The organism is Micromonospora sp. RV43, from assembly GCF_001029515.1.
GTDB lineage: Bacteria > Actinomycetota > Actinomycetes > Mycobacteriales > Micromonosporaceae > Micromonospora > Micromonospora aurantiaca.
Genome location: NZ_LEKG01000134.1, coordinates 1 through 21656, shown reverse-complemented (window position 1 = coordinate 21656; position 21656 = coordinate 1). Strand labels below are relative to the sequence as shown.

20 protein-coding genes and 1 pseudogene are annotated in these 21656 nt (G+C 72.4%); 10 read left to right on the top strand and 11 right to left on the bottom strand.

The features are described from left to right. Window positions 1-1084: N-acetylglucosamine kinase (locus tag ABD52_RS26730; protein ID WP_235437567.1), on the bottom strand; the 1084-nt coding region annotated here is incomplete at its 3' end. Window positions 1085-1241: 157 nt separating this feature from the next. Here ABD52_RS26730 and ABD52_RS26725 point away from each other — a divergent pair. The 9 genes from ABD52_RS26725 (at window position 1242) to ABD52_RS26685 (ending at window position 10031) form a co-directional block, all read left to right on the top strand. Then, complete coding sequence (locus ABD52_RS26725) at window positions 1242-2189, top strand: MurR/RpiR family transcriptional regulator (protein ID WP_013287340.1); 948 nt, start codon at window positions 1242-1244, stop codon at window positions 2187-2189. Next, window positions 2186-2935 carry an SIS domain-containing protein gene (locus ABD52_RS26720; protein WP_013287339.1) on the top strand — a complete coding sequence of 250 codons (750 nt, stop codon included), beginning with the start codon at window positions 2186-2188 and terminating at the stop codon, window positions 2933-2935. Before ABD52_RS26725 ends, ABD52_RS26720 begins: the two co-directional genes overlap by 4 nt. Window positions 2936-2958: 23 nt before the next feature. Beyond that, window positions 2959-4371: an N-acetylglucosamine/diacetylchitobiose ABC transporter substrate-binding protein gene (gene ngcE, locus ABD52_RS26715; RefSeq protein WP_013287338.1), complete on the top strand. Its 1413-nt coding sequence runs from the start codon at window positions 2959-2961 to the stop codon at window positions 4369-4371. Window positions 4372-4393: 22 nt separating this feature from the next. Next, window positions 4394-5335 (top strand): carbohydrate ABC transporter permease, encoded by a 942-nt coding sequence (locus tag ABD52_RS26710; protein ID WP_013287337.1) that lies wholly within the window; start codon window positions 4394-4396, stop codon window positions 5333-5335. A gap of 13 nt (window positions 5336-5348) precedes the next feature. After that, window positions 5349-6305 (top strand): carbohydrate ABC transporter permease, encoded by a 957-nt coding sequence (locus tag ABD52_RS26705; RefSeq protein ID WP_047893610.1) that lies wholly within the window; start codon window positions 5349-5351, stop codon window positions 6303-6305. Between the two features lie 133 nt (window positions 6306-6438). After that, window positions 6439-8112 carry a bifunctional 3'-5' exonuclease/DNA polymerase gene (locus ABD52_RS26700; RefSeq protein WP_235437566.1) on the top strand — a complete coding sequence of 558 codons (1674 nt, stop codon included), beginning with the start codon at window positions 6439-6441 and terminating at the stop codon, window positions 8110-8112. 140 nt (window positions 8113-8252) lie between these two features. Continuing rightward, window positions 8253-8846: an NTP transferase domain-containing protein gene (locus tag ABD52_RS26695; RefSeq protein ID WP_013287334.1), complete on the top strand. Its 594-nt coding sequence runs from the start codon at window positions 8253-8255 to the stop codon at window positions 8844-8846. A 40-nt stretch (window positions 8847-8886) separates the two neighbouring features. Continuing rightward, complete coding sequence (locus ABD52_RS26690) at window positions 8887-9219, top strand: TfoX/Sxy family protein (protein ID WP_013287333.1); 333 nt, start codon at window positions 8887-8889, stop codon at window positions 9217-9219. Between the two features lie 95 nt (window positions 9220-9314). Further along, window positions 9315-10031 carry a VOC family protein gene (locus tag ABD52_RS26685; RefSeq protein ID WP_047893609.1) on the top strand — a complete coding sequence of 239 codons (717 nt, stop codon included), beginning with the start codon at window positions 9315-9317 and terminating at the stop codon, window positions 10029-10031. 42 nt (window positions 10032-10073) lie between these two features. Here ABD52_RS26685 and ABD52_RS26680 read toward each other — a convergent pair whose 3' ends face one another. Genes ABD52_RS26680 through ABD52_RS26645 form a run of 8 tightly spaced genes read right to left on the bottom strand, consistent with a single transcriptional unit; the run spans window position 10074 to window position 19119 of the window. Further along, window positions 10074-11717, bottom strand: coding sequence for a DUF4127 family protein (locus ABD52_RS26680; RefSeq protein ID WP_047893608.1), 1644 nt, complete (start codon window positions 11715-11717; stop codon window positions 10074-10076). Continuing rightward, window positions 11714-12427, bottom strand: a complete 714-nt coding sequence (locus ABD52_RS26675) for an N-acetylmannosamine-6-phosphate 2-epimerase (protein WP_047893607.1) — start codon at window positions 12425-12427, stop codon at window positions 11714-11716. Before ABD52_RS26675 ends, ABD52_RS26680 begins: the two co-directional genes overlap by 4 nt. After that, window positions 12424-13344: an ROK family protein gene (locus ABD52_RS26670; RefSeq protein ID WP_047893606.1), complete on the bottom strand. Its 921-nt coding sequence runs from the start codon at window positions 13342-13344 to the stop codon at window positions 12424-12426. The genes ABD52_RS26675 and ABD52_RS26670 overlap by 4 nt, the downstream gene beginning before the upstream one ends. After that, window positions 13341-14183: a carbohydrate ABC transporter permease gene (locus ABD52_RS26665; protein ID WP_047893605.1), complete on the bottom strand. Its 843-nt coding sequence runs from the start codon at window positions 14181-14183 to the stop codon at window positions 13341-13343. The genes ABD52_RS26670 and ABD52_RS26665 overlap by 4 nt, the downstream gene beginning before the upstream one ends. Continuing rightward, entirely contained in the window at window positions 14173-15120 is a 948-nt protein-coding gene (locus ABD52_RS26660; RefSeq protein ID WP_047893604.1) for a carbohydrate ABC transporter permease, read from the bottom strand. Before ABD52_RS26660 ends, ABD52_RS26665 begins: the two co-directional genes overlap by 11 nt. An 11-nt stretch (window positions 15121-15131) precedes the next feature. Next, window positions 15132-16415, bottom strand: coding sequence for an ABC transporter substrate-binding protein (locus ABD52_RS26655; protein WP_013475970.1), 1284 nt, complete (start codon window positions 16413-16415; stop codon window positions 15132-15134). A 21-nt stretch (window positions 16416-16436) separates the two neighbouring features. Continuing rightward, window positions 16437-18032, bottom strand: a complete 1596-nt coding sequence (locus ABD52_RS26650; RefSeq protein ID WP_030272743.1) for an FAD-dependent oxidoreductase — start codon at window positions 18030-18032, stop codon at window positions 16437-16439. 40 nt (window positions 18033-18072) lie between these two features. Beyond that, window positions 18073-19119: a LacI family DNA-binding transcriptional regulator gene (locus ABD52_RS26645; protein WP_047893603.1), complete on the bottom strand. Its 1047-nt coding sequence runs from the start codon at window positions 19117-19119 to the stop codon at window positions 18073-18075. Between the two features lie 381 nt (window positions 19120-19500). Here ABD52_RS26645 and ABD52_RS26640 point away from each other — a divergent pair, with 381 nt between their 5' ends. Beyond that, on the top strand, window positions 19501-19986 hold the full coding sequence (locus ABD52_RS26640) for a hypothetical protein (protein ID WP_047893602.1): 486 nt from the start codon (window positions 19501-19503) through the stop codon (window positions 19984-19986). Window position 19987: 1 nt separating this feature from the next. Here the strand turns inward: ABD52_RS26640 and ABD52_RS26635 are convergent, their stop codons facing one another. Both ABD52_RS26635 and ABD52_RS37635 read right to left on the bottom strand, forming a co-directional pair. Next, window positions 19988-20797 carry a metal-dependent hydrolase gene (locus tag ABD52_RS26635; RefSeq protein WP_013287322.1) on the bottom strand — a complete coding sequence of 270 codons (810 nt, stop codon included), beginning with the start codon at window positions 20795-20797 and terminating at the stop codon, window positions 19988-19990. Window positions 20798-20915: 118 nt separating this feature from the next. Continuing rightward, window positions 20916-21656, bottom strand: a pseudogene (locus ABD52_RS37635) (serine/threonine protein kinase); the annotation flags it as partial.

Genomic DNA, 21656 nt, shown 5'->3' with positions numbered 1-21656 from the left:
GGCGGGCCAGGCCGAGGGCGTGCGCGGCGTGCACCCGGGTCGGCCAGTCCGCCCGGCGGATCTGCTCCCACCACGTGTGGTTGGGCAGGGCCGGATCCGGACCGACGCCGGCGGCGAGCAGCCGCAGTGAGGTCGGGTCGGTCACCTCGGGCAGGTCCCGGGCGGCGAGCCAGGCCGCGGCTGCCGCCCCGTCCCCGGCGCCGTGCAGCGGTGCGCCGGGCCACCGTTCGGCCAGTTCCGCGCGTACCGCGCCGGCCAGCGGGGTGTCGCCGGTGAGCAGCCCGCCGCCGAGCACCACCGGTTCGGTGGCGCCGGGCGGGCGGATGCGGGACACGCTCTCGGCCAGCAGCGCCGCGGCCTCGGCGATCAGCGCGGCGGCTGCCGGCTCCCCGTCCCGTGCCGACGACACCACGAGCGGCGCGAGCCGGGCCAGTTCCACAGGCGGCCGCCGGGTCACCGCCTGCACCACGGCTCCGGCCGTCGCGCGCGGCTGAGCGTCCACAGCGGTCGTGCCGGTCAGCTCCGCCAGCACCCGGCGTCCCAGCTCACCGGGGGTCTCCGCGCGGTCCAGGTCGGTCAGCAGCCGCCGGACCGCCTCGCGGCCGAGCCAGAACCCGGAACCCGCGTCGCCGAGCAGCCAGCCGTGGCCGTCGGCGGTGCGGTCCAGCCGCAGGTCGCGTACCTGGGCGGCGATGGCGCCGGTGCCGGCGACGAGCACCGTGCCGTCCGGGGCGGCGGTGCCGGAGGCGTAGGCGACGAGCGCGTCGCCGTGCACGGTGTACGGGCATCGCAGCCCCGCCTCGGCCCACGCGTGGTCGAACGCGTCCCGGCCGCGCGGGTCGGCCAGGAGGCGGCCGGCCCCCGCGAGGCCGATGACGCCGGCGCGTACCCGATGGGGGTCGATGTCGGCGAGCGCCGCGCGCAGGGCGGCGAGCAGTTCGGCGGCGGCCCGCTCGGCGCCGTGGCTGGTGGGGTTGCCGCCGCCGGCCCGGCCGGCGCCCAGACGCGTGCCGTCGAGGCTCAGCGCGGTCGCGCGGGTGGACGTGCCCCCGACATCGAGGCCGAGCACGACGGTGTCCGACATGGTCCTCATGCTGGTCGGCCGCGTCGCCGGGCGCAAGATCGCGCCGGTGCGCCAGGTAACAGTTTGAAAACTTCGCCCACGCCCTTGACACGGAGGGCCCTTCAGTAAGAACTTTTACCACTAACAGTTAACACTCTTTTCCGAAAGGCTTCCGCCGATGGTCGAGCACGAGGTGGAGACTTCCGCGGCGACCGCGGTGGTCGATGCCGGTCCGGCCGACCGGCTGGGCGCCGACGGGGTGCTGGCCAGGGTCCGGGCCGGTACGGGGGAGTTGACCGGGGCGCTGCGCCGGGTTGCCGAGCACGTGCTCAGCGACCCGGAGGCGGCGGCCCGGGCCACCATCGTCGAGCTGGCCGAGCGCAGCGGCACGTCACCGGCGACCATCACCCGGTTCTGCCGGGCGATGGGCTTCGAGGGATACGCCGACCTGCGGCTCGGCATCGCCGCCGAGACCGGGCGGGCCCGCTCGGCCGGCTGGACCGTCGACATCGGACGGGAGATCCAGCCCGGCGACCCGCTGTCCCGGGTGCTCGACCAGATCATGGCCGCCGACACGCGGGCCATGCACGACACCGCCGCGCTGCTCGACCTGGCCGAGGTGGAACGCGCGGCGGTCGCCATCGCCGGGGCCAGCCGGGTGAACATCTTCGGGGCCAGCGGCAGCGCGCTCGTCGGCGAGGAGATGCAGTTCAGCCTGCACCGCATCGGCGTCGCCGCGTGGGCCTGGAGCGACGTGCACGAGGGACTCGCCAGTGCCGCGCTGCTGGGCGCCGGGGACGTGGCGCTCGGCATCTCGCACACCGGGCAGACCCGGGAGACGATCGAGCTGCTGGCCGAGGCGGGCAGTCGCGGGGCCACCACAGTCGCGCTGACCGGCTTTCCCCGCTCGCCGCTGGCCGAGCTGGCCGACATCGTGCTGGTGACCGCGAGCCAGGCCACCACGTTCCGGCCGGACGCGCTCTCCGCCCGGCACCCGCAGCTCGTCGTGCTCGACCTGCTCTACATCGCGGTGGCGCAGCGCACCCACGACCGCGCCCACGCGGCCTTCCGGCGTACCGCTCAGGCCGTCGACGGGCACAAGGCCGCGAAGGGGGCCCTCTCATGATCAGTGCCCAGCGGTACGCCGACGCGGTCCGCCCGGTGCTCGACCGGCTGGTGGACAGCCAGGCCGTGGCGGTGGATCGCGCAGCCGACCTGATCGCCTCCGGGCTGCGCGCAGGATGCGTGCTCCAGGCGTTCGGCGCCGGCCACTCGGAGGCGTTCGCCGCCGAGCTGGTCGCCCGGGCCGGTGGCCTGGTCCCCGCCAACCGGCTCTCCCTGCACGACCTCGTGCTGCACGGCGACGCGCCACGCGACGTGCTCGCCGACCCGAAGCTGGAACGCGACCCGGCCGTGGCGCACCAGCTCTACGCCCTGGCGGCGCCGCAGCCGGGGGACGTGTTCGTGGTCGCCTCGCAGTCCGGCATCAACGGCTCGGTGGTCGAGCTGGCGACGCTGGTCAAGCGCGGCGGCCATCCGTTGATCGCTGTCACCTCGGTCGAGCACACCGCCCGGGTAGCTCCTCGGCACCCCTCCGGGCACCGGCTCGCCGACCTCGCCGACGTCGTGCTGGACAACGGCGCGCCGTACGGCGACGCACTGCTGCCGCTCGAGGGCGGCGGCGCGGTCTGTGCGGTCTCGTCGGTCACCGCGGCGCTGCTGGCGCAGCTGCTGACCGCCGAGGTCGTACGACGGTTCCACCAGGCCGGAGAGGTACCCCCTGTCTACCTCTCCGCCAACGTCCCCGGTGGGGACGAGCACAACCTCGCCCTCGAGTCGCGGTACGCCGGGCGTCTCCGGCGGACCGCCTGACCCGACCCACAAGGAGAGACAAGATGTCGGTTTCCCCCGAGAAGTTCGGCGACGTCAGCCGTCGGACCCTGCTGCGGCGCGCCGCGGCGGCCGGTCTGCTGGCCGTACCGGCGGCGGGTCTGCTGAGCGCGTGCGCCGGCAGCGAGCCGAGCAAGTCCGACGGCGGCGGCGCGGCCAAGAGCAAGGACAACCCGTTCGGCGTCAAGGACGGCAGCGCGGTCAAGGTGGTCGTCTTCAACGGTGGCCTGGGTGACCAGTGGGCCAAGGAAGACAAGGTCATCTTCAACGCCAAGCACCCGAACATCACGGTCAACATGTCTTCGACCCAGAAGATCAAGACCGAAGAGCAGCCCAAGATGGCGACGCAGCCGAGCGATCTGGTGATGAACTCGGGCGCCGACATGATGGACCGCAGCACGCTGATCAACGAGGGCGCGATCGAGCCGCTGGACGACCTGCTCACCGCGCCGGCCTGGGACAGCGAGGGGACTGTGGCCGACAGCCTGCTGCCGGGCACTGTCGCCGACGGTACGCAGAACGGCAAGTTCTACGTCGTGAACGTCGCGTACACGGTGTGGGGCAACTGGTACAACGCCGCGCTGTTCAAGAAGGAGGGCTGGACGGCGCCGACCACCTGGGACGAGTTCTTCGCGCTCGCGCCGAAGATCAAGGCCAAGGGCATGGCGCCGTACGTGCACGACGCGGTGCACGGCTACTACCCGCGCTGGGCGCTGTTCGCCAGCATCTGGAAGGCGGTCGGCAAGCAGGCCGTCGTCGACATCGACAACCTGAAGGACGGCGCCTGGAAGGCCGACGGCATCGTCGCGGCGCTGGAGCCGTGGGAGAAGCTGGTCAAGGACAAGCTGCTGCTGCCGGGCAAGCTCGACCACACCCAGTCGCAGCAGGCGTTCCTGGACGGCAAGGCGGCCTTCATCCAGGTCGGCACCTGGCTGAAGAACGAGATGGCCGCGACCATCCCGCCGGGCTTCGAGATGACCATCTCCGACTACTGGAGCAAGAGCGGGGACAAGGCCGCAAAGGACGTCTTCGCCTCCTCCGGCGAGGGCTTCGTGGTGCCGAGCAAGGCGCCGAACAAGGAGGCCGCGAAGGAGTTCCTGCGGGCCATCCTCTCCAAGGCCGGTTCGGCGAAGTTCGCCGAGCTGACCAAGTCGCTGGCCTCCACCAAGGGCTCCGGCGACAACGTCCAGGACACCGCGCTGGCGTCGGCGAACTCGCTGATGAAGAACGGCAGCTCGGACCTGATCTCGGTGAAGTTCCCGGACTTCTACGCCGACCTGGACAAGGAGAGCCAGAACCTCTCCGAGGAGCTGATGGCCGGCCGCCTGACCGCGCAGCAGTTCGTCGACAAGATGCAGGCGGCCGCCGACAAGGTCGCCAAGGACTCGTCGATCAAGAAGCAGACCCGCACCGCCTGATCACCGCGAGGAAGTGAGTCCAATGCGGCACGGAGTCGCGCGTTTCGTCACGGGCTTCCTGGCCCTGCCCGTCGCGCTGTACCTGTTCTACGTGGTGTGGCCGTTCGCCCAGGCGGCGGGTTACTCGCTGACCGACTGGGGCGGGTACTCCGATTCCCAGCGCTTCGTCGGGCTGGACAACTACGTCCGGCTGTTCTCCGACGAGCTGATCCGGAAGGCGTTCTGGCACAACGTGTTCTTCCTGGTCACCGTGCCGCTGTTCACGATCGCGCTGGCCCTGTTCCTCGCGTTCCTGCTCAACGTGGGCGGACGCGAGGACAGGGCCGGCATCCGCGGGGTGTTCGGCTCCGGGCTCTACAAGGTCATCTTCTTCTTCCCGCAGGTGCTGTCGCTGGTGGTCATCGCCGTCATGTGGCAGCAGATCTACCGCACCGACGGGCAGGGCCTGATCAACGGCCTGCTCATCAAGATCGGGCTGGTCGACGCGGACAACCCGATCGCCTTCACCGCCGACCCGGAGCCGTTCCTCGGCGTGCCGGCGGTGCTCTGGTGGCTGCTGTTCATCGCGGTGTGGAGCGGCGCCGGCTTCTACATGGTGCTGTTCTCCGCCGCGATGCAGTCCATCCCGAAGGACATCTACGAGGCCGCGATCCTCGACGGCGCGGGCCGGTTCCACACGTTCTTCCGGGTGACCCTGCCGCTGCTGCGGGACAGCATCTCGGTCGCCTGGGTCTATCTGGGCTTCATCGCGCTGGACATGTACGCGCTGGTCTTCGTCATGACGCCGAGCCAGGGCGGGCCGAACCACGCCAGCGAGATCTTCGCCTCGGTGATCCAGTTCAACGCGTTCCAGAAGGGCCAGTTCGGTTACGCCTGCGCGATCGCCGTCGCGCTGGCCATCTTCACCATCCTGCTGGCCGCGCTCCAGCTGAGGATCACCCGCCGTGAGCGGATCGAGTACTGAGGAGGTCTGGACGATGAGCACTGTGACCCACACCTCCGGCCCGGCCCGGTCCGACACGGCGCCGCCGGACCGGCCGCCGGCGGACCGGCGGCCAAAGGACGTCGGCAACGGCTTCGGCGGCCGGATCTTCAACGGCTTCTCGCACCTGTTCCTCGCGGTCTGGGCGATCATGGTGGTCTACCCGCTGCTCTGGGTGGTGATGTCGGCGCTCAAGACCGACTCCGAGGTGATCCGCGAGCCGCTGTCGCTGATCCCCGACGCGTTGCAGTGGGACAACTTCGCCCGCGCCTGGACTGCCGGGATCGACAGCTTCTTCCTGAACACGCTGCTCGTGCTCGTGTTCAGCGTGACGCTGACGATGCTGCTGGGCTCGATGGCCGCGTACGCCCTGGCGCGCTACGAGTTCCGCGGCAACCGGCTGATCTACTGGATGTTCCTGTCCGGGCTGACGCTGCCGATCTACCTGGCCGCTGTGCCGCTGTTCAAGGGCGTCTACAACACCGGGGTCAGCCTCCCGCTGCTCGGCCCGAACAAGCACCTCATGCTGATCCTGGTCTACGTGGCCTGGTCGCTGTCGTTCACGATCTTCTTCATGCACTCGTTCTTCCGGACGCTGCCCGACTCGATCGCCGAGGCGGCCCAGGTCGACGGGGCCTCGCACACCCGCACGTTCTTCAGCGTGATGCTGCCGATGGCCAAGCCGGGCCTGATCAGCATCGGCATCTTCAACGTGCTCGGCCAGTGGAACCAGTGGTACCTGCCGACGCTGCTCATGCAGTCGGTGTCCGGCGAGCCGAAGAACCAGGTGATCGCCCAGGGTCTGATCGAGCTGTCGGTCAACCAGGGCTACAAGTCCGACTGGAGCGGACTCTTCGCCGGTGTCACCATGGCGATGCTTCCGGTGCTGATCGTGTACATCGTCTTCCAGCGCCAGGTGCAGTCCGGCCTCACCGCCGGCGTCAGCAAGTAACCCTCCGGGGTGTAAGGAAGGGCCCCTTGTTAACGCGCAGCGTTAACAAGGGGCCCTTCCTCTACCGCAGGCGTTAAGAGGGGGCCCTTCCTTACACGCGGAGCGTGTCAGGGGGAGGGGGCAGAATGCGTCCGTGCTGGTGGCGGTGGTGGCGGACGAGCGGGGCGGCGGCGTGCTGCAACCGCTGCACGCCGACGGCACCCCGTCCGGCCCGGCCGAGGAGGTCACCGACCTGGCCGCCGCCGTGGCCGCCCGGGAGGCCGCCGGGCACCCCCGCTGGGTCTGGGCCGCCTGGGCGGGCGTCTACCCGGCGCTGCTGCGCGCCGGGGTGCGGCTCGACCGCTGCCACGACGTCGAGCTGACCGAGGCGCTGCTGCTCGGGCACGCGGGCCGGTGGGGCGAGCCCCGCGCGCTGCCAGCCGCCTGGGCCCGGGTCACCGGAGCGCCGGTCCCGCCGGACCCGGCGCCCCGCCCGCCGGAGCCGCCGGGCCACGCCCAGGCCGCGCTCTTCGAGCCGCCGTCGGGCCCGCCCGGTCCGGGCATCACGGCGTTGACCCGGGTGTACGCCGACCAGCTCGCCCGGATCGCCGCGACCACCCATCCCGGCCGGTTCCGGCTCCTGGTGGCCGCCGAGTCGGCGGGCGCGCTGGTGGCGGCCGAGATGGGTGCTGCCGGGCTGCCCTGGCGCGCCGACGTGCACGACGCCATCCTGGCCGACCTGCTCGGCGAGCCGTCCCCGGTCGGCGGGCCACCGCGCCGGCTGGCCGAGTTGCAGGCCCGGATCGCTGACGCGTTCGGCGTACGCCAGGTGCACGCCGACTCGCCCGCGGAGCTGTTGCGGGCGTTCGCCCGCGTGGGCGTGGATCTGCCCAACACGCGCGCCTGGGTGCTGCGCGGGGTGGAGCACCCGGCGGCGCCGCTGGTCCTCGAATACAAGGAGCTGTACCGGATCTGGACGGCGCACGGCTGGGCCTGGCGCGACGCCTGGGTCTCCGGCGGCCGGTTCCACCCGGAGTACGTACCGGGCGGCGTGGTCTCCGGCCGGTGGGCGACCCGGGGCGGCGGGGCGTTGCAGATCCCGAAAGTGATCCGGCAGGCAGTGGTGGCGGACCCGGGCTGGACGTTCGTGGTGGCCGACGCGGGCCAGCTCGAACCGCGCGTGCTCGCGGCGGTCTCCGACGACGAGCGGCTGGCGGCGGCGGGCGGCGCCGGTGACCTCTACGCCGCCCTGGCCCGGGACGCGTTCGCCGGTGACCGGGCGAAGGCCAAGGTGGCCCTGCTCGGGGCGATGTACGGGCAGACCGGCGGGGCGGCCGTGCCGGCCCTGGCGGTGCTGCGGAAGAACTATCCGACCGCGTTCGGCTACGTCGAGGCGGCGGCGCGCACCGGTGAGGCGGGCGGGCTGGTCCGGTCCTGGCTGGGCCGCACCTGCCCGCCCGGGTCGGCGGGGTTCGCCGAGGGGGAGGAGGCGATGCCCGACGGCGGGGCCGATCCGCACAGCCCGTCGGCCCGGGCGGCCCGCTCGCGGGGGCGCTTCACCCGCAACTTCGTCATCCAGGCCACTGCTGCCGAGTGGGCCTCCACGCTGCTGGCGACGCTGCGCACCGAGCTGGCCGGCACGGAGGCGGAGCTGGTCTTCTTCCAGCACGACGAGGTGATGGTGCACTGCCCGGCCGGGCAGGCGGCGGCGGTCGCCGAGGCGGTCACCGCCGCCGGCGGGCGGGCCACCCGGCTGCTGTTCGGCGACACCCCGGTCCGGTTCCCGCTCGACCTGTCGACAGTGGACTGCTACGCGGACGCGGCATAGTCACGCAATTTTCCGTTTTGCCCCGCTACCCGCCCCCGGCCGCGCTCGTTGGGCCCGGTGTGCGTACGACGGGACGGACCGGGCGGCTGTGCCCGGTCCGTCCCCTGATCGAGGGGGCACCGCTGAACCGGATCGCTGCAATGATCATCGCCGCCGGTGGCGGCCGCCGCATCGGCGGACCCGAAGCGCTGCTGCACCAGGGCGAGAAGCCGCTGGTCAGCCAGATGATCGACACGATGGCCGAGGCGGGCTGCGCACAGGTCGTGGTCGTCCTGGGCGCGGCGGCCGAGCAGGTGCGGCAGACCACCGACCTGAGCGGCGCCACTGTGGTGGTCAACCGTGCCTGGGGCACCGGGGTGGGCTCCTCGATCCGGGCCGGGCTCGCCGCGCTCACCGACGACGACATCGAGGCGGTCGTCGTGGTGCCTGTGGACATGCCCGGGCTCACCGCGGCGGCGGTCCGCCGGGTCACCGCGCTGCCGTACCCGGACGTGCTGGTCTGCGCCACCTACGACGGGCTGCGCGGCTACCCGATGCTGTTCGGCCGCCGGCACTGGTCCGGCATCGCCACGCTGGCCAGCGCCGACGTCGGCGCGCGGCCGTACCTGCTGGCGCACAAGGACCAGATCGTCGACATCGCCTGCGACGCGGTGGCCGACGGCAGCCGGATCGACAGCCCGGAGCTGATGGCGCTGTACGGCCTGTCCATCCCCGAACAGCGCGTCGGCGCCTGAGGCGCGCCCCGCTGTCGGACCCGGATGCCACGATGCCGTCATGGCCTACGACGAGGACCTGGCGAACCGGGTACGGGAAGCCCTCGGGCACGAGCCCGGCATCACCGAGCGGCGCATGTTCGGCGGCCTGGCGATGATGCTGCGCGGCAACATGGCGGTGGTGGTGCGCGGCGCGGGCGGCCTGATGGTCCGGGTCGACCCGGCCGAGGCCGAGCGCGCGCTCGCCGAGCCCGGTGCCGAGGCGACAGTCATGCGGGGCCGGGAGATGCGGGGCTGGGTCACCGTGTCGCCCGATGCCTGCGAGCGCGACCCGGACCTGACCCGCTGGGTCGGCAGGGGCGTCCGCTTCGCGCGCACCCTCCCGGCGAAGTAACGCGACAGCGGGGGAAAATCCGGCTGCGCGGCCGGGCCGCCCGGCCTACGCTCCTGACCTGCCGCCGACGACGGCGGCGGATCGGAGACGGGCGGATGGCGGTTCACCTCTACGCGGTCAGCCTCGACGCGGGCGACCCACGGCGGCTCGCGCGGTTCTGGTCCGGGGTGCTCGGCCGGGAGATCCTCGACGACCCGCGCGAAGGCGTGGCGCTGGGCGGCGACGCCCACAGCGACTTCCGCATCCGGTTCCTGCCCAGCACTGCGCCGAAGACAGTGCAGAACCGGATCCACTTCGACCTGACCAGCGCCTCGCCGCAGGCCCAGCGGGACACCGTCGACCGGGCGCTGACGCTGGGCGGGCAGCACATCGACATCGGCCAGGGGCCGGACGACGACCAGGTGGTGCTCGCCGACCCGGAGGGCAACGAGTTCTGCGTCATCGAGGCGGGCAACAACTTCCTCGCCGGCTGCGGCCCGGTCGGCGCTGTCAACTGCGACGGCACCCGGGCGGCAGGCCTCTTCTGGAGCGAGGCGCTGGGCTGGCCGCTGGTCTGGGACCAGGACGAGGAGACCGCGATCCAGTCGCCGCGCGGGGGCGCGAAGGTCACCTGGAGCGGCCCGCCGCTGATGCCCAGCGGCGGGCGGGACCGCGTACACCTGGATCTGGTCGCGGACGGCGACCGGGACGCGGAGATCGACCGGCTGCTGGCGCTCGGCGCGACCCGGGCCGGTACGGGAGAACACACCGCTGACGACGTGGTGCTGGCCGACCCGGACGGCACCGAGTTCTGCCTCCTGACGCCCCGCTGAGGCGGGTGCGGCCCCGGGGGACCGCACCCGCACCCGCACCGATCAGCGCAGCCGCAGGCTCGGCTCCAGCGTGACCTCGAACAGCCGGTCCCACGGCAGCTCGACCCGCACCGCGGTGACCCGGTCCAGCGTCGCGGTGAACGTCCTGCGTCCGCGTACCCCGAGCACCAGCTCGCGCCCGGCGAAGTGGTCGGCGAAGTACCGCTCGGTCAGCGGCACCAGCCGGTCGCGTACCCAGCCGTCGAAGTAGCGCTTCTGCTCGGCGGTGAGCGCCAGCGGATCCCAGCCCTGCGCCCGGGCGTGCGCGTACGCCTCGACCTGCACCACGTTCTTCCACGGGTCGTCCTTGACGAACCGGTAGAGCAGGTACTCGGCGTGCGCCTGGGCCGGCCCGCGCAGCTCCGGCACGCCGAAGCCGCTGCCGGACGAGCGCAGGTACGCCCACCGCGCGGTGCCGTGCGCGAGCGCCAGCCCGAGCGCGTTGCCGCCGGTGTTCCACCCCGAGTACGACAGCAGCGCCGGCAGGTCCAGGCGGGCCTCCATCCGGGACACCAGGTCGTGGTCGCCCTTGTTGACGATCAGCGGGTCCACCACGATCACCGGGGTGCCGGCGGCCAGCAGCTCACCGATGCGGCCGACGAACGCGTCCAGGTCGGCGGCCCGCTGCCCGGCCGCCGCCGAGGGGGTGTTCACCGCGAGGACGATGTCCGCGTCGCCGGTCACCATCCGGCCGCCCACCGAGGTGACGTGCCGGCGGATGTTCTCCGCGAACGGGATGCCCTCCAGCGCGGCGGTCCAGCCCTCGCCGGACACCCCGGCGTACTCCACCCGGTAGGTGGGCGCGGCGCCGGCGGCGACGACCCGCGCGACGAGCAGCGCGTTGACCTCGTCGGCGCCGGGGAAGATCTCCACCCGGTCGCCGACGCCGAGCCGCGCCACCAGCGCCTCCAGCTCGACCCGCTCGGCGCGGGCCAGGCCGACCGGCGCGGTGTCGTCCTCGGAGAGCACCAGGTGGCTGATCGTCCCGTCCGCGACCCACTCCACCATCAGCCGGTTGACCTGGTGGTTGCGTGCCCGCGCGGCCAGGTAGTCCTCGACCACGGCGTCCGGGATGCGCGCCCGCACGGCGTCGAGCTGGCCCCGCAGCGACTCCTGGCCCAGGTTGACGACCTGGTCGTACAGCTTGGCCCACTGGACCAGCAGGTCACGGTAGTTGTCCAGGTCGGTGCCGGTGCTGGTGATCGCGAGCCGCTGGATCGTGTCGTGCACCTCGATCACCGCGTCCGACCGGAGTGCGCGCAGCCGCCGGATCGCCTCCAGGTTGCGCAACGCGTCGGCCAGGGCCGGTGCGGCGGTACGCGAGGCGATCAGCCCTCCGTACGCCAGCATGCTCACCGAGATCACGTACCCGTCGGTGCCGTCGGTGCCGTCGAGCCAGCGGGCGATGCCGGCGCCGTCACCGGGGGTGAAGAAACGGCCCAGCAGGTTCCGCGGCGGCAGCAGCACCTCGGCGTCGGCGCTCGCACCGGTCATCTCCGCGCAGTACGTGTTGACCGGCCGGTCGTCCAGCGGCACCAGCGCCACGCTCGGCCGCCGGCCGGCGGGCCGGGCGAACGCGGGGCCGCCGAGGGCGACTGTGGCCAGGCCGGCCGCGCCGGTGGCCGCAAGAAGGGTTCTTCTCTTCATCGATGCTCCCTTTTCTCCGGCGCGCTCGCCGCCCGGGGGGTGGCCGGAACCAGCCGGCGGGTGATCCACAGCGGTGAGGTGACGGCGTTGCCCATCACCACCGCGTGGGCACCCGCCTCGAAGGCCCGGCTGATCTGCTCCGTGGTCCGGTAGCGCCCTTCGGCGATCACCGGTACGGGCAGCAGCGCGGCGAGTCGCGCCACGAGCCCGAGGTCGGGCCCGTCGATCGGTGGGCCGGCCGGCGTGTAGCCGGACAGCGTGGTGGCGACCGCGTCCGCGCCGGCCTCGACGGCGGCGACGCCCTCGGCCACAGTGGCGACATCGGCCAGGACCAGCGCGTCGCTCTGCTCGTGCACCGCGCGGACGGTGTCGGCGAAGGTCCACCCGTCGGGCCGGGGGCGGTCGGTGGCGTCCACCGCGACGACGTGCGACCCGGCCCGCACCGCCTCCAGCGCGTGCCCGGCGGTCGGGGTGATGAACACGCCCTGCGTGCCGTGCTTGTACAACCCGATCACCGGCACGTCGACGGCGGCGCGTACCGCCCGCACGTCGTCGGGACCGTTGACCCGGACCGCCACCGCGCCGCCGCGGACCACGGCGGCCGCCACGCGGGCCTGGACGTACGGGTCGCGCATCGGGTCGTCCGGGTCGTCGGGCAGGGGCTGACAGGACACGACCAGCCCGCCGGCCAGTTCGTCCAGGACACTCACGTGCTTGTTCCTCCGTCGTGGTGGATCGGTGCGGTGGCGAGCCGGGCGGCGCCGACCACCACCGCGTCGGCGCCCAGCGCCGCGGGAAGCAGCGGCACGTGCGCCCAGCCGCCTGGTAGCTCCGCCCGGTAGGCGGCCGTCGCGGCGGGAAGCACTGTGGCGGCGGCGCCGCCGGCGACCACCACCGCGTCCGGGTCGAGCAGGGCGACGAGCCCGGCCAGGGCCGCGCCGAGCGCGGCGCCGGCCCGGTCGACGACCTGCCGGGCGGTCGCGTCACCGGCCGCCGCGCGCCGCGCCACCTCCCGGCCGGTGACCGGGTCACCGCCGGCGAGCGCGTACGCGGCGGCCAGGCCGGTGCCGGAGGCGATCGCCTCCAGGTGCCCGTACCGGCCGCAGCCGCAGCGCAGCCGCTGTGCGCCCGGTGCCGGCAGGTGCCCGAGCTGGCCGGCCGCGCCCCGGGCGCCGCCCTCGACCCGCCCGTCGTTGACGATCGCGCCGCCCAGGCCGGTGCCGACGGCGGCCAGCAGCACGTGCCCCCGGCCCTGTCCGGCGCCGGCCCAGCACTCGCCGAGCGCCGCCGCGGCGACGTCGTTGGTGACGCGCACCGGCCGGCCCAGCCGTGCGGCCAGCTCGTCGGCGACCGGGGTGCCGGCCCATCCGGGCAGGCTGTCGGTCGCGTACCGGATGACGCCGGTCGCCGGGTCCACGGTGCCCGCGGTGCCCACCCCGACCGGCCCGGGGCCGGCGGCGGCGAGCAGGTCCGCGGCCAGGCCGGCGGCGGTGTCCAGCACCGCGGCCGGCCCGCCGCGCGCGGGGGTGGGCGCCTCGCGGCGGCCGAGCACCCGCGCACCGGGACCGACCAGGGCGGCGGCGGTCTTGGTGCCGCCGATGTCGATCCCGACGACCGGACCGGTCATCCCTTCAGACCGGTGTGCGCGAGGCCCTCGACGAACTGCTTCTGCGCGATGACGAACACCGCCAGCACCGGCAGCGCGGTCATCGACGCCGCCGCGAGCTGGACGTCCCACATCGGACCGCCGTACGCGTCGACGAACTGGGTGAGCGCCTGCGGCAGGGTGAACCTGTCCGGCGAGGAGAGGAACACGATCGGTTCCAGGTACAGGTTCCAGCTGTGCAGGAACGTGAAGATGGCCACCGCGCCGAGCGCGGGCCGGGACAGCGGCAGCGCGATCTTCCAGAACGTGGCGAAGCGTCCCAGCCCGTCGACCCGCGCCGCCTCCTCCAGCTCACCGGGGAGGCTGATGAAGAACTGCCGCATGATGAACGTCGCCAGCACGCTCGGTGCCCCGAAGATCGGCACGAGGATCAGCGGCCAGTGGGTGTCGATCAGGTCGAGCTTGAAGAACATCTGGAACAGCGGCACGATCGTCACCTCGCTCGGGATGAGCAGGCCCGCGAGGACGACCAGGAACAGCACGTTCTGTCCCCGGAACCGGATCCGCGCGAACGCGTACCCGGCCAGCGACGCCACGGCCAGCGTGCCGACGGTGACCAGCAGCGCGATGTAGAGGCTGTTCAGGTACTGCTGCCCGAACGGCTGCAGTTCGAACACCCGCTGGTACGCGTCCAGCCGCGGATCGGTCGGCAGCAGCTGCGGCGGGAAGGAGAAGATGTCCGCCACCGGCTTCAGCGACGAGGTGACCATCCACCAGGTGGGGAACACGAACGGGACGGCCAGGACCATCAGCACCCCGTAGAGCACCAGCTTGGTCCGCCGGGACAGGTCACGATTCATGGAAGACCCACCTCTTGCGCATCTGCCACTGCAGCACTGTCAGCGCGAGCACGATGACGAACAGCAGGATCGACAGCGTGGCGCCGTAGCCGAAGTGATGGAACTGGAAGGCCTGCTGGTAGAGGTAGTAGACGAGCACAGTGGTCGAGGTGCCGGGCCCACCCTGGGTGAGCACCGCGATCTGCGCGAAGACCTGCAGCGAGCCGACCACCGTGATGATCGACGTGAGCATGATCGTGGGGCTGATCAGCGGCACGGTGATGCGCCAGAACTGGCGCATCCGGCTCGCGCCGTCGACCTCGGCGGCCTCGTACAGCTCGGCCGGCACGCCCTGCAGGGCGGCCAGGAACAGCACCATGTTCAGGCCGACGTTCTTGAACACCTGCACGACGATCACCGACAGCATCGCCGTGCCCTCGCCGCGCAGCCAGTTGGGGCCGTCGACGCCGATGGTGTCGAGCAGGCCGTTGATGCCGCCGTTGTCCTGCAGCAGGAAGCCCCAGACGATGGTCCACGCGACCAGCGAGACCACCACGGGGGAGAAGAACAGGGTGCGGAACACGATGGTCCCGCGCAGCTTCTGGTTGAGCAGGACGGCCAGCAGCAACGCCAGGCCGAGGTTGAACACGACCAGGCCGACCGAGAACAGGCCGGTCGACCGCAGCACCGGGCCCAGGTTGGGGTCGTCGGCCAGCGCGGCGTAGTTGTCGGTGCCGATGTAGTCGAAGCTGCCGGCCAGCACGTTCCACTCGTGCAGGCTGTACCAGACCACGAGGACCAGCGGCAGGATCACGAAGACCACGCTGCCGAGCAGCTGCGGGGTGATGAACAGGTATCCGGTGAGCTGGTCCCGGCGGCGGGTGGTCCAGAACGGCCGGGCCCGGCCCGGGGTGGGCCCGGCAGCAGCCGGGCCCACCCTGGTGTCCGTCTGGGTCATGATCCTCGGCCCTACTTCGCCAGCAGCGGCTGGATCTTGGAGCAGACGCCGTCGAGTACGCCCTTGACGTCCGCGTCCGCCTTCCACAGCGGGTCGAGCGCGGCGCGCACCTGCTGGCTCAGCTCGGCCTGCCCGGAGTGGCTGGGCTTGACAGTTCCGTTGGTGATGCCGTCGATGACGACCTTCTGCAGCTGCTCCGGCTTGAGCTTCGGGTTCGTCTTGGCCAGCGTCTCGGCGGTCAGCTGGGACTGCCGCGGCGGCGGGAAGAACTGGGCCAGCTTCGCCGAGTTGGCGGGGTTGGTGAAGAAGGCCAGGAAGTCGGCGGCCTGCTCGGCGTGCGGGCTCTTCTTCATCACGCCGATGCCGGCCTGGCCGACCACCGCGTACGGGCCCTTCGGGCCGGCCGGCAGCGGGACCAGGTCCCAGTCGAAGCCGTTCTCCTTCAGCAGCGAGGCGCGGGAGATCTGGGTGACGGTCATGGCGGCGTCACCGGCGAAGAAGTCGGCGGTCGTGCCCGGACCGGGCAGCGCCTTGCCGGTGAAGATCGCCTTGTGCAGCGTGGTCATCGCCTCGACCATCTCCGGGCTGTTGAACCCGCAGCTGCGGCCGTCCTCGCTCCACGCCTGGGCGCCCCAGCCGGTCCAGAACGTGGCCAGGTTGTCCCAGCCCTTGTAGTCGAAGTCGCGGACCACGAGCCCGGCCTTGCCCGACTTCGCCGCTGTGGCGCCGGCCGCGGCGAGCGCGGTGTCCCAGTTCCACTGCCCGGCCGCGATCAGCTCGGCCGGGGTCTTCTGCCCGGCCTTCTTGAGCATGTCGTTGTTGACGAACACGCCGAACGGCGAGGTCGAGAACGGGTACGCGAAGAGCTTCCCGTCGTTTCGCCAGAGCTTCAGCGTGGCGGGGGAGAGGTCGTCGTACTGGTAGCCGTCGGCCTTCTTCAAGGTGTCGTCGAGCGGGCTCAGCGCGCCGGAGGCGACGAAGTCCGGCGCCGAGTTCTCGAAGATCCACGCGAGGTCCGGCGCGTTGCCGCCGGCGATCTGCGTGGTCAGCGTCGTTGTGTAGTTCTCGAACGGCAGCGGGTCGAACTTGATCTCCGCGACGTCCGGGTTGTTCTTGCGGTACTCGTCGGCGATCTCGTTGAACAGCTTGAGGTGCGCCTCGTTCGCCGACCAGACGGTCATCCGCAGGCTCGCCGGACCGTCGTCCTTCGCGTCGCCGCCACCGCCGCAGGCGGTCAGGGCGAGCACACCGGTCATGGTCGCCGCGACCAGGCCGGACAGTCTTCCGTATCTCACTTTCTTCTCCTCACCGGGGGTTCAGTAGCCCGCGATCTGCGGCCAGCGGCATTCCACGCCGGCGGCCGAGATGCGGTCCGTGAATTCGGCCAGCAGGCGGGGGGTGCCGCGGACCGCGCGCGGGGACTCGCCCCGCGCAAGGCAGAAGTCGGCCAGCAGGCCGGCGACCTCACCGACGTTCCACTCGACCGGGTGCAGTCGGTAGCTGCCGTTGGTGACGTGCGTGGTGCCGATGTTCTTGCCGGCCGGCAGCAGGTTCTCCATCCGCTGCGGGATGAGCGCGCCGAGCGGGATCTCGAACGGGCAGGAGCCGACGTCGATGTAGTTGTCGCCGCCGGTCGACGGGTGCAGGTCGATGCGGTACATGCCGACGCCGACCGAGTCGGGGTAGCTCACCGCGCCGTGCTCGCCGCGTACCGCGAGGGAGAGGTCCTGCTCGACCACCGTGTACTCGGCGCGGATGCGGCGCGACTCCCGGATGTAGGGCGCCTGCGCCAGCCCGTCGGGGCTGCCGGTCACGTCGCCGCGCAGCCGCAGCCCCGGGTAGCCGGTGCCGCCGTCGGGGCGGGGCGCCTCGGTCTGGAGCCAGTACAGGACGGAGTACGACAGCTCGCGCGCCTGGGACAGGTGCCAGGACGCGTTCGGCACGTCGATGACCGGGCCCTCGAAGTAGTCGATCATCGGCCAGTTGACGAGCGTGATGTCGCTGCCGTACGCGCCGTCGACGAAGTTGCGCCGCGCCGCGATGCGCCGGAACGTCCACAGGTTGCCGTCGCCCGGGTTGAGCCGCTGGTCGGCGTTGACGCCCAGCGGGTCGTCGTCCGGGTTCGGCGTGAAGCTGCGCTCCACGATCTCCAGCGTGCGCGGGTGCGGCGACCGCCAGGACAGCAGCCGGTCGCCCCAGAAGTCCGGCTTGTAGTCGCGCCAGAAGTCGTAACCGGCGGGACGGTCGATGGTGTGGTCGCCGTCGACGTGGTCCAGCGCGAAGCAGACGGACACCGCCTGCATGTTCAGCGGCTGTGCCTCGGCGGGCGCGCTCGGCTCACCGGTCTGCGCCTGCGACTCGAACCCGGTCACGTACTCGGTGCCGGTCAGCGGCAGCAGCTCACCGGTCTCGGTGGCGTCCAGGACGTACGGCGCCTCCACCTCGATCCGCTCGTCGCGGTCCCGGTGGGCGAGCGTCACGCCGGTGACCCGGTCGCCGTCGGTCTCGGCCGCGACCGGCCGGTACGGCTGCAGCACCGTCAGCCGCCCGGACCCCCGGTACGGCGCGAGCATCTGCTCCAGGACGGCGACCGCGACGCGGGGCTCGTGGCAGAGCCGGCTCACCCAGCCGGCGCCCGGGTTCAGGTCGGTCCACGCCCGGGACCGCTCGGTCAGCGGGTAGTGGCGGCGGTAGTAGTCGCGGATGCCGTCGCGCAGCTCCCGGTAGCTCGCGGTGGCGCCGAACTGCTCGATCCAGGAGTGCTCGTCCGGCGGGACCGCCTGGCTGGTGAGCTGCCCGCCGAGCCAGTCGAACTCCTCGGTCAGGATGACGGACCGGCCGGCACGGGCCGCGGCCAGCGCCGCGGCGACGCCGCCCAGTCCGCCCCCGACGACGAGGACGTCCGCACGCATTAGTACCACTTGCTTCCTTCCAGTTGCGCGGCCGGGCGTGTCAGCGCCGGTCGGCCGCCGATCCAGGGACGCCGAGGGTGTCGCCCTCGACGAGTTCGCAGGGCAGGAGCCGTTGCTGGAGGCCGCCGGCGCTGCCGTCGATGACGCCGGTCAGCACCTCGACGGCCTGGCGGCCCATCTCCTCGCGCGGGATGCGGAACCCGGTGAACGTGATGTCGGTGGGCACCGGGACGGTCGGGTCGCCGAGTGTCACGACGGACAGGCCACCGGGCACCGTCAGTCCCTTGCGGCGGGCGGCCGACTCCAGTGCCACAGCGGTGGCGAAGTCCTCCACGAAGGCGACGGTGCTGCCGTCGGCCCGCAGATCGTCCACGGTGGCGCGGGCGGTCTCCGCCGTCGCGGTGATCTGGCGGGCGCTCTCCGCGCCGGCCGCGCCGGCGTGGAAACCGCTGCGCCGGTCGTGCGAGGACTCGGCCGCGGTGCCCATGCCCACGTACGTCAGACGCCGGTGCCCCAGGTCCAGCGCCCGCTCCGCCAGCCGGTGGACCGCGCTGGCGTAGTCGGCGCCGACGTAGGGCACCGGCCCGCCGGCGTCGTCGCGGCGCCCGACGGCGACGTAGGGGAACCCGTCGCGGTTGAGCCGGAGCAGCTCCGCGCCGTCGATCTCCCGGCCGAGCAGGATGCATCCGTCGGCCAGCCGCAGCCGGTTGTCCTGGTGGAAGATGCGCCGCCGGCCGTCCACCACCGGGGCGCTGGTGAACAGCAGCAGGTCGCAGCCGACCCGTTCGGCGTACTCCTCGATGCCGAGCAGGAACGGGTGGAAGAAGTCCCGGCTGCCGCTGGGGAAGGCCGGCTCGTAGGTGAAGACGCCGATGATCCGGTTGAACCCGGAGGCGAGGCGGCGGGCGGCCGGGTCGGCGGCGTACCCCGTCTCGGCGATGACCTGCAACACCCGGTCCCGTGTCTCCGGCGCGATCCGGACGTCGGCGTCGGTGCGGTTGTTGAGCACCAGCGACACGGTCGCCTGGCTGACGCCGGCCATTCGCGCGATGTCACGCTGGGTGACACGCCTGGGGGGAGGGGTCACGTCGGTCCTTCCACTTCCGCTAATGCGTATTAGCGATCGGGTCGGGATGGAGCCTCTCTGCTGTCCCGGCGTCCTGTCAAGGGGTGGCCGGAATATTTCCGTTCGATGAACTCCCTGGAGTAATGCGCATTAGTAGCCGCGCTCGACTTTCTCCAGCGGCTGTTCGGGCGGGGATCTTGACAAGGGTCGACCGGGCGAGCGACAGTAGGCGGACCTCGGCACTAATGCGCATTAGCGCGTCGTCGATCGTCCTCCCGGGCGATCGACGATGCCTGCTTCCCTACCCAGAGTGATGCTGGGTGGCCCCTTCCTGCTGCCACCCCGGGCGCTACCGTTCCCATGGGACGGTCGTGGCGCCGTCCGCACGGGGGAGGGGACAACGTGGGCACCACTGTCGCTCGTCATCTCGCGGGAGCCACGGCGGCCTGGCTCGTCGTCGTCGCGAAGGCGGTCGCCGGTTACCTCGGCCTGCTGGCGTACGCGCTGGTCACCGGCGCCGACCCGGGTGGCCCGCTGGCCGGGCCGCTGCTGGTGCTGATCGCGGCGCTGCTCGGCGTGGCCGCGCTGCCGCTGCTGTTCGCGCCGGCCGTCGCTCTCGGTGCGGCAGCGGGTCGGCGGCGGACCGGTCCGGCGCTCGCGTTCGCCGGGCTCGTCGCGGTCGTGCTGGCCGCCGGGTACGCAGCCGCGGTGGCGGTCGCCACGGACGTGCCCGGCGCCCGGGTGCCGCTGGTGGCCGGGATCGCCGCACTGCTGGTCCTCCCGCCGACGGCGGCGTACGCGCTCACCGCCCGCGGCGTGGGCTGGACCGCCCGCCTGATCCGGCGCCGGACGGCCACCGCCCGCCCGGTACGCGCCGAGGCGGGCTGACCTACACCTGGATGTCGAAGCGCTGCAGCACCGACGGGGCGACCAGCCCCACCGCGGCCAGCACGGCCAGGATCGTCATCGCGGTGCGCAGCACCACCGTCTCGGCCTTGCTGCCGGTACGCAGGGCGATCTTGTTGGGCAGGCCGATCATCGTCCACATCCGGCGTTTGATCGGGATGGGCCACAGGATCGGCACCCCGGCCCGGGTGATCATGTCGCCGAGGATGTGCACGAAACAGCCCACGCCGACGGCGAGCCCGATCATCGGATAGCCCCGGTCGCCGGGCAGGTTGGCGAACGTGAACCAGGCCGCGGCGGCGGACACCAGCGTGACCACCACCCAGCCGGCGCGCTCGGCCCACTGGTCGAACAGCCCGCGCAGCGCCAGGCCGATCATGAAGAAGAGGATGCCGACCACCGCCCACTTGCCGTAGTGGGCGCAGAGCGCGGTGGTGCCCCAGCCGACGAGCACGGTGAACGGGATGGTGTGGGTCAGCGTGCGGTGCCCGTTGTTGCGGCGGGGATCCTTGCTGAGCTTGGTGGCGTAGTAGACGCCGAGCGAGATCTTCTCCATCACCTCGGCGACGAAGAGGCTGACCACACCGAACGTGCGGGCCACGGTGGCGCCGCCCTGGTTGCGGGTGACCTTCCCGGACAGGTCGAGGTCGGGGAAGAGCGCCCCACCGGCGCAGACCGCGGTGCCCACCGCCAGGGCCAGCGGTGTCTGGTGGTAGTCCGCGAACTGGGCCATCGCCCAGGAGCCGGTCAGCCACGCCGCCGCGCCCGAGAGCGCGTGGGACGGTCCCATCATCTCGGCTCGCCCTTCCCGAAGATCTTGATCCAGAAAACTACGCCACTGTAGTCAGCCCGTGTGACAGCGGGGCATCAGCCGGACGGTCCACTGGGGAAGGCGCGCCGCGGCCGCCGCATCAGCCCGCGGTACGGGTGGGCCGGACCGTGCCGAGGCTCGCGCGGATGACGGCGAACTGTTTCGAGGCGGCGGGCCAGTCGGCGTCGGAGGTGGTCCAGCCGAGCGTCCAGCCGGCCCGTTCGCCGGGCAGGACACGCAACGCGCGCATCCGTTCCCCGTAGGGCGCGGTCCAGCGGCACTCCCACGCCGCGCCGGGACCGTCGGACTCCAGCCGGACCTTCTGGTAATGCGGCAGCCGGCCGGCCGAGGTCAGATCCCGCTCGGACGACTTCAGCCGGCCCACCGGATCACCGCCCGGGTACGGCTCGACGCCCAGGATGCGCCGCGTCTCCGGGTCCTGGAAGCAGGTGGTGTCGCCGGAGCGCAGTTGCAGCCAGCCGGCGGGCAGGGCGATGCGGAAGCCGCCGGTGTCGGCGGGCCAGACCCAGCCGGTCGGAACGGTCACCGGCGGGTCGTCCGGTGGCGGCCCCTTGCGGACCGGCGTGCCGGCCACGTCGGGCCGGACGCAGGGGAACGGCGGAGGCGGCACGCCCGGCCCGGGCGGGCGGTCCCAGGGGCGGGCGACGGCCTCGGTGGAACTGCCCGCCTGCGGCGTCTCGTCGCGACCACTGGTGATCGCCAGCGCGGTGCCCACACCCGTCACCACGGCCAGCAGCACGGCTCCCAGCACCAGTCCCCAGCGGTGCAGCGGGTTCCCGTCCCCGGAGGTGAGCGGGGGATCGGCGGGGCGGGGTACCCC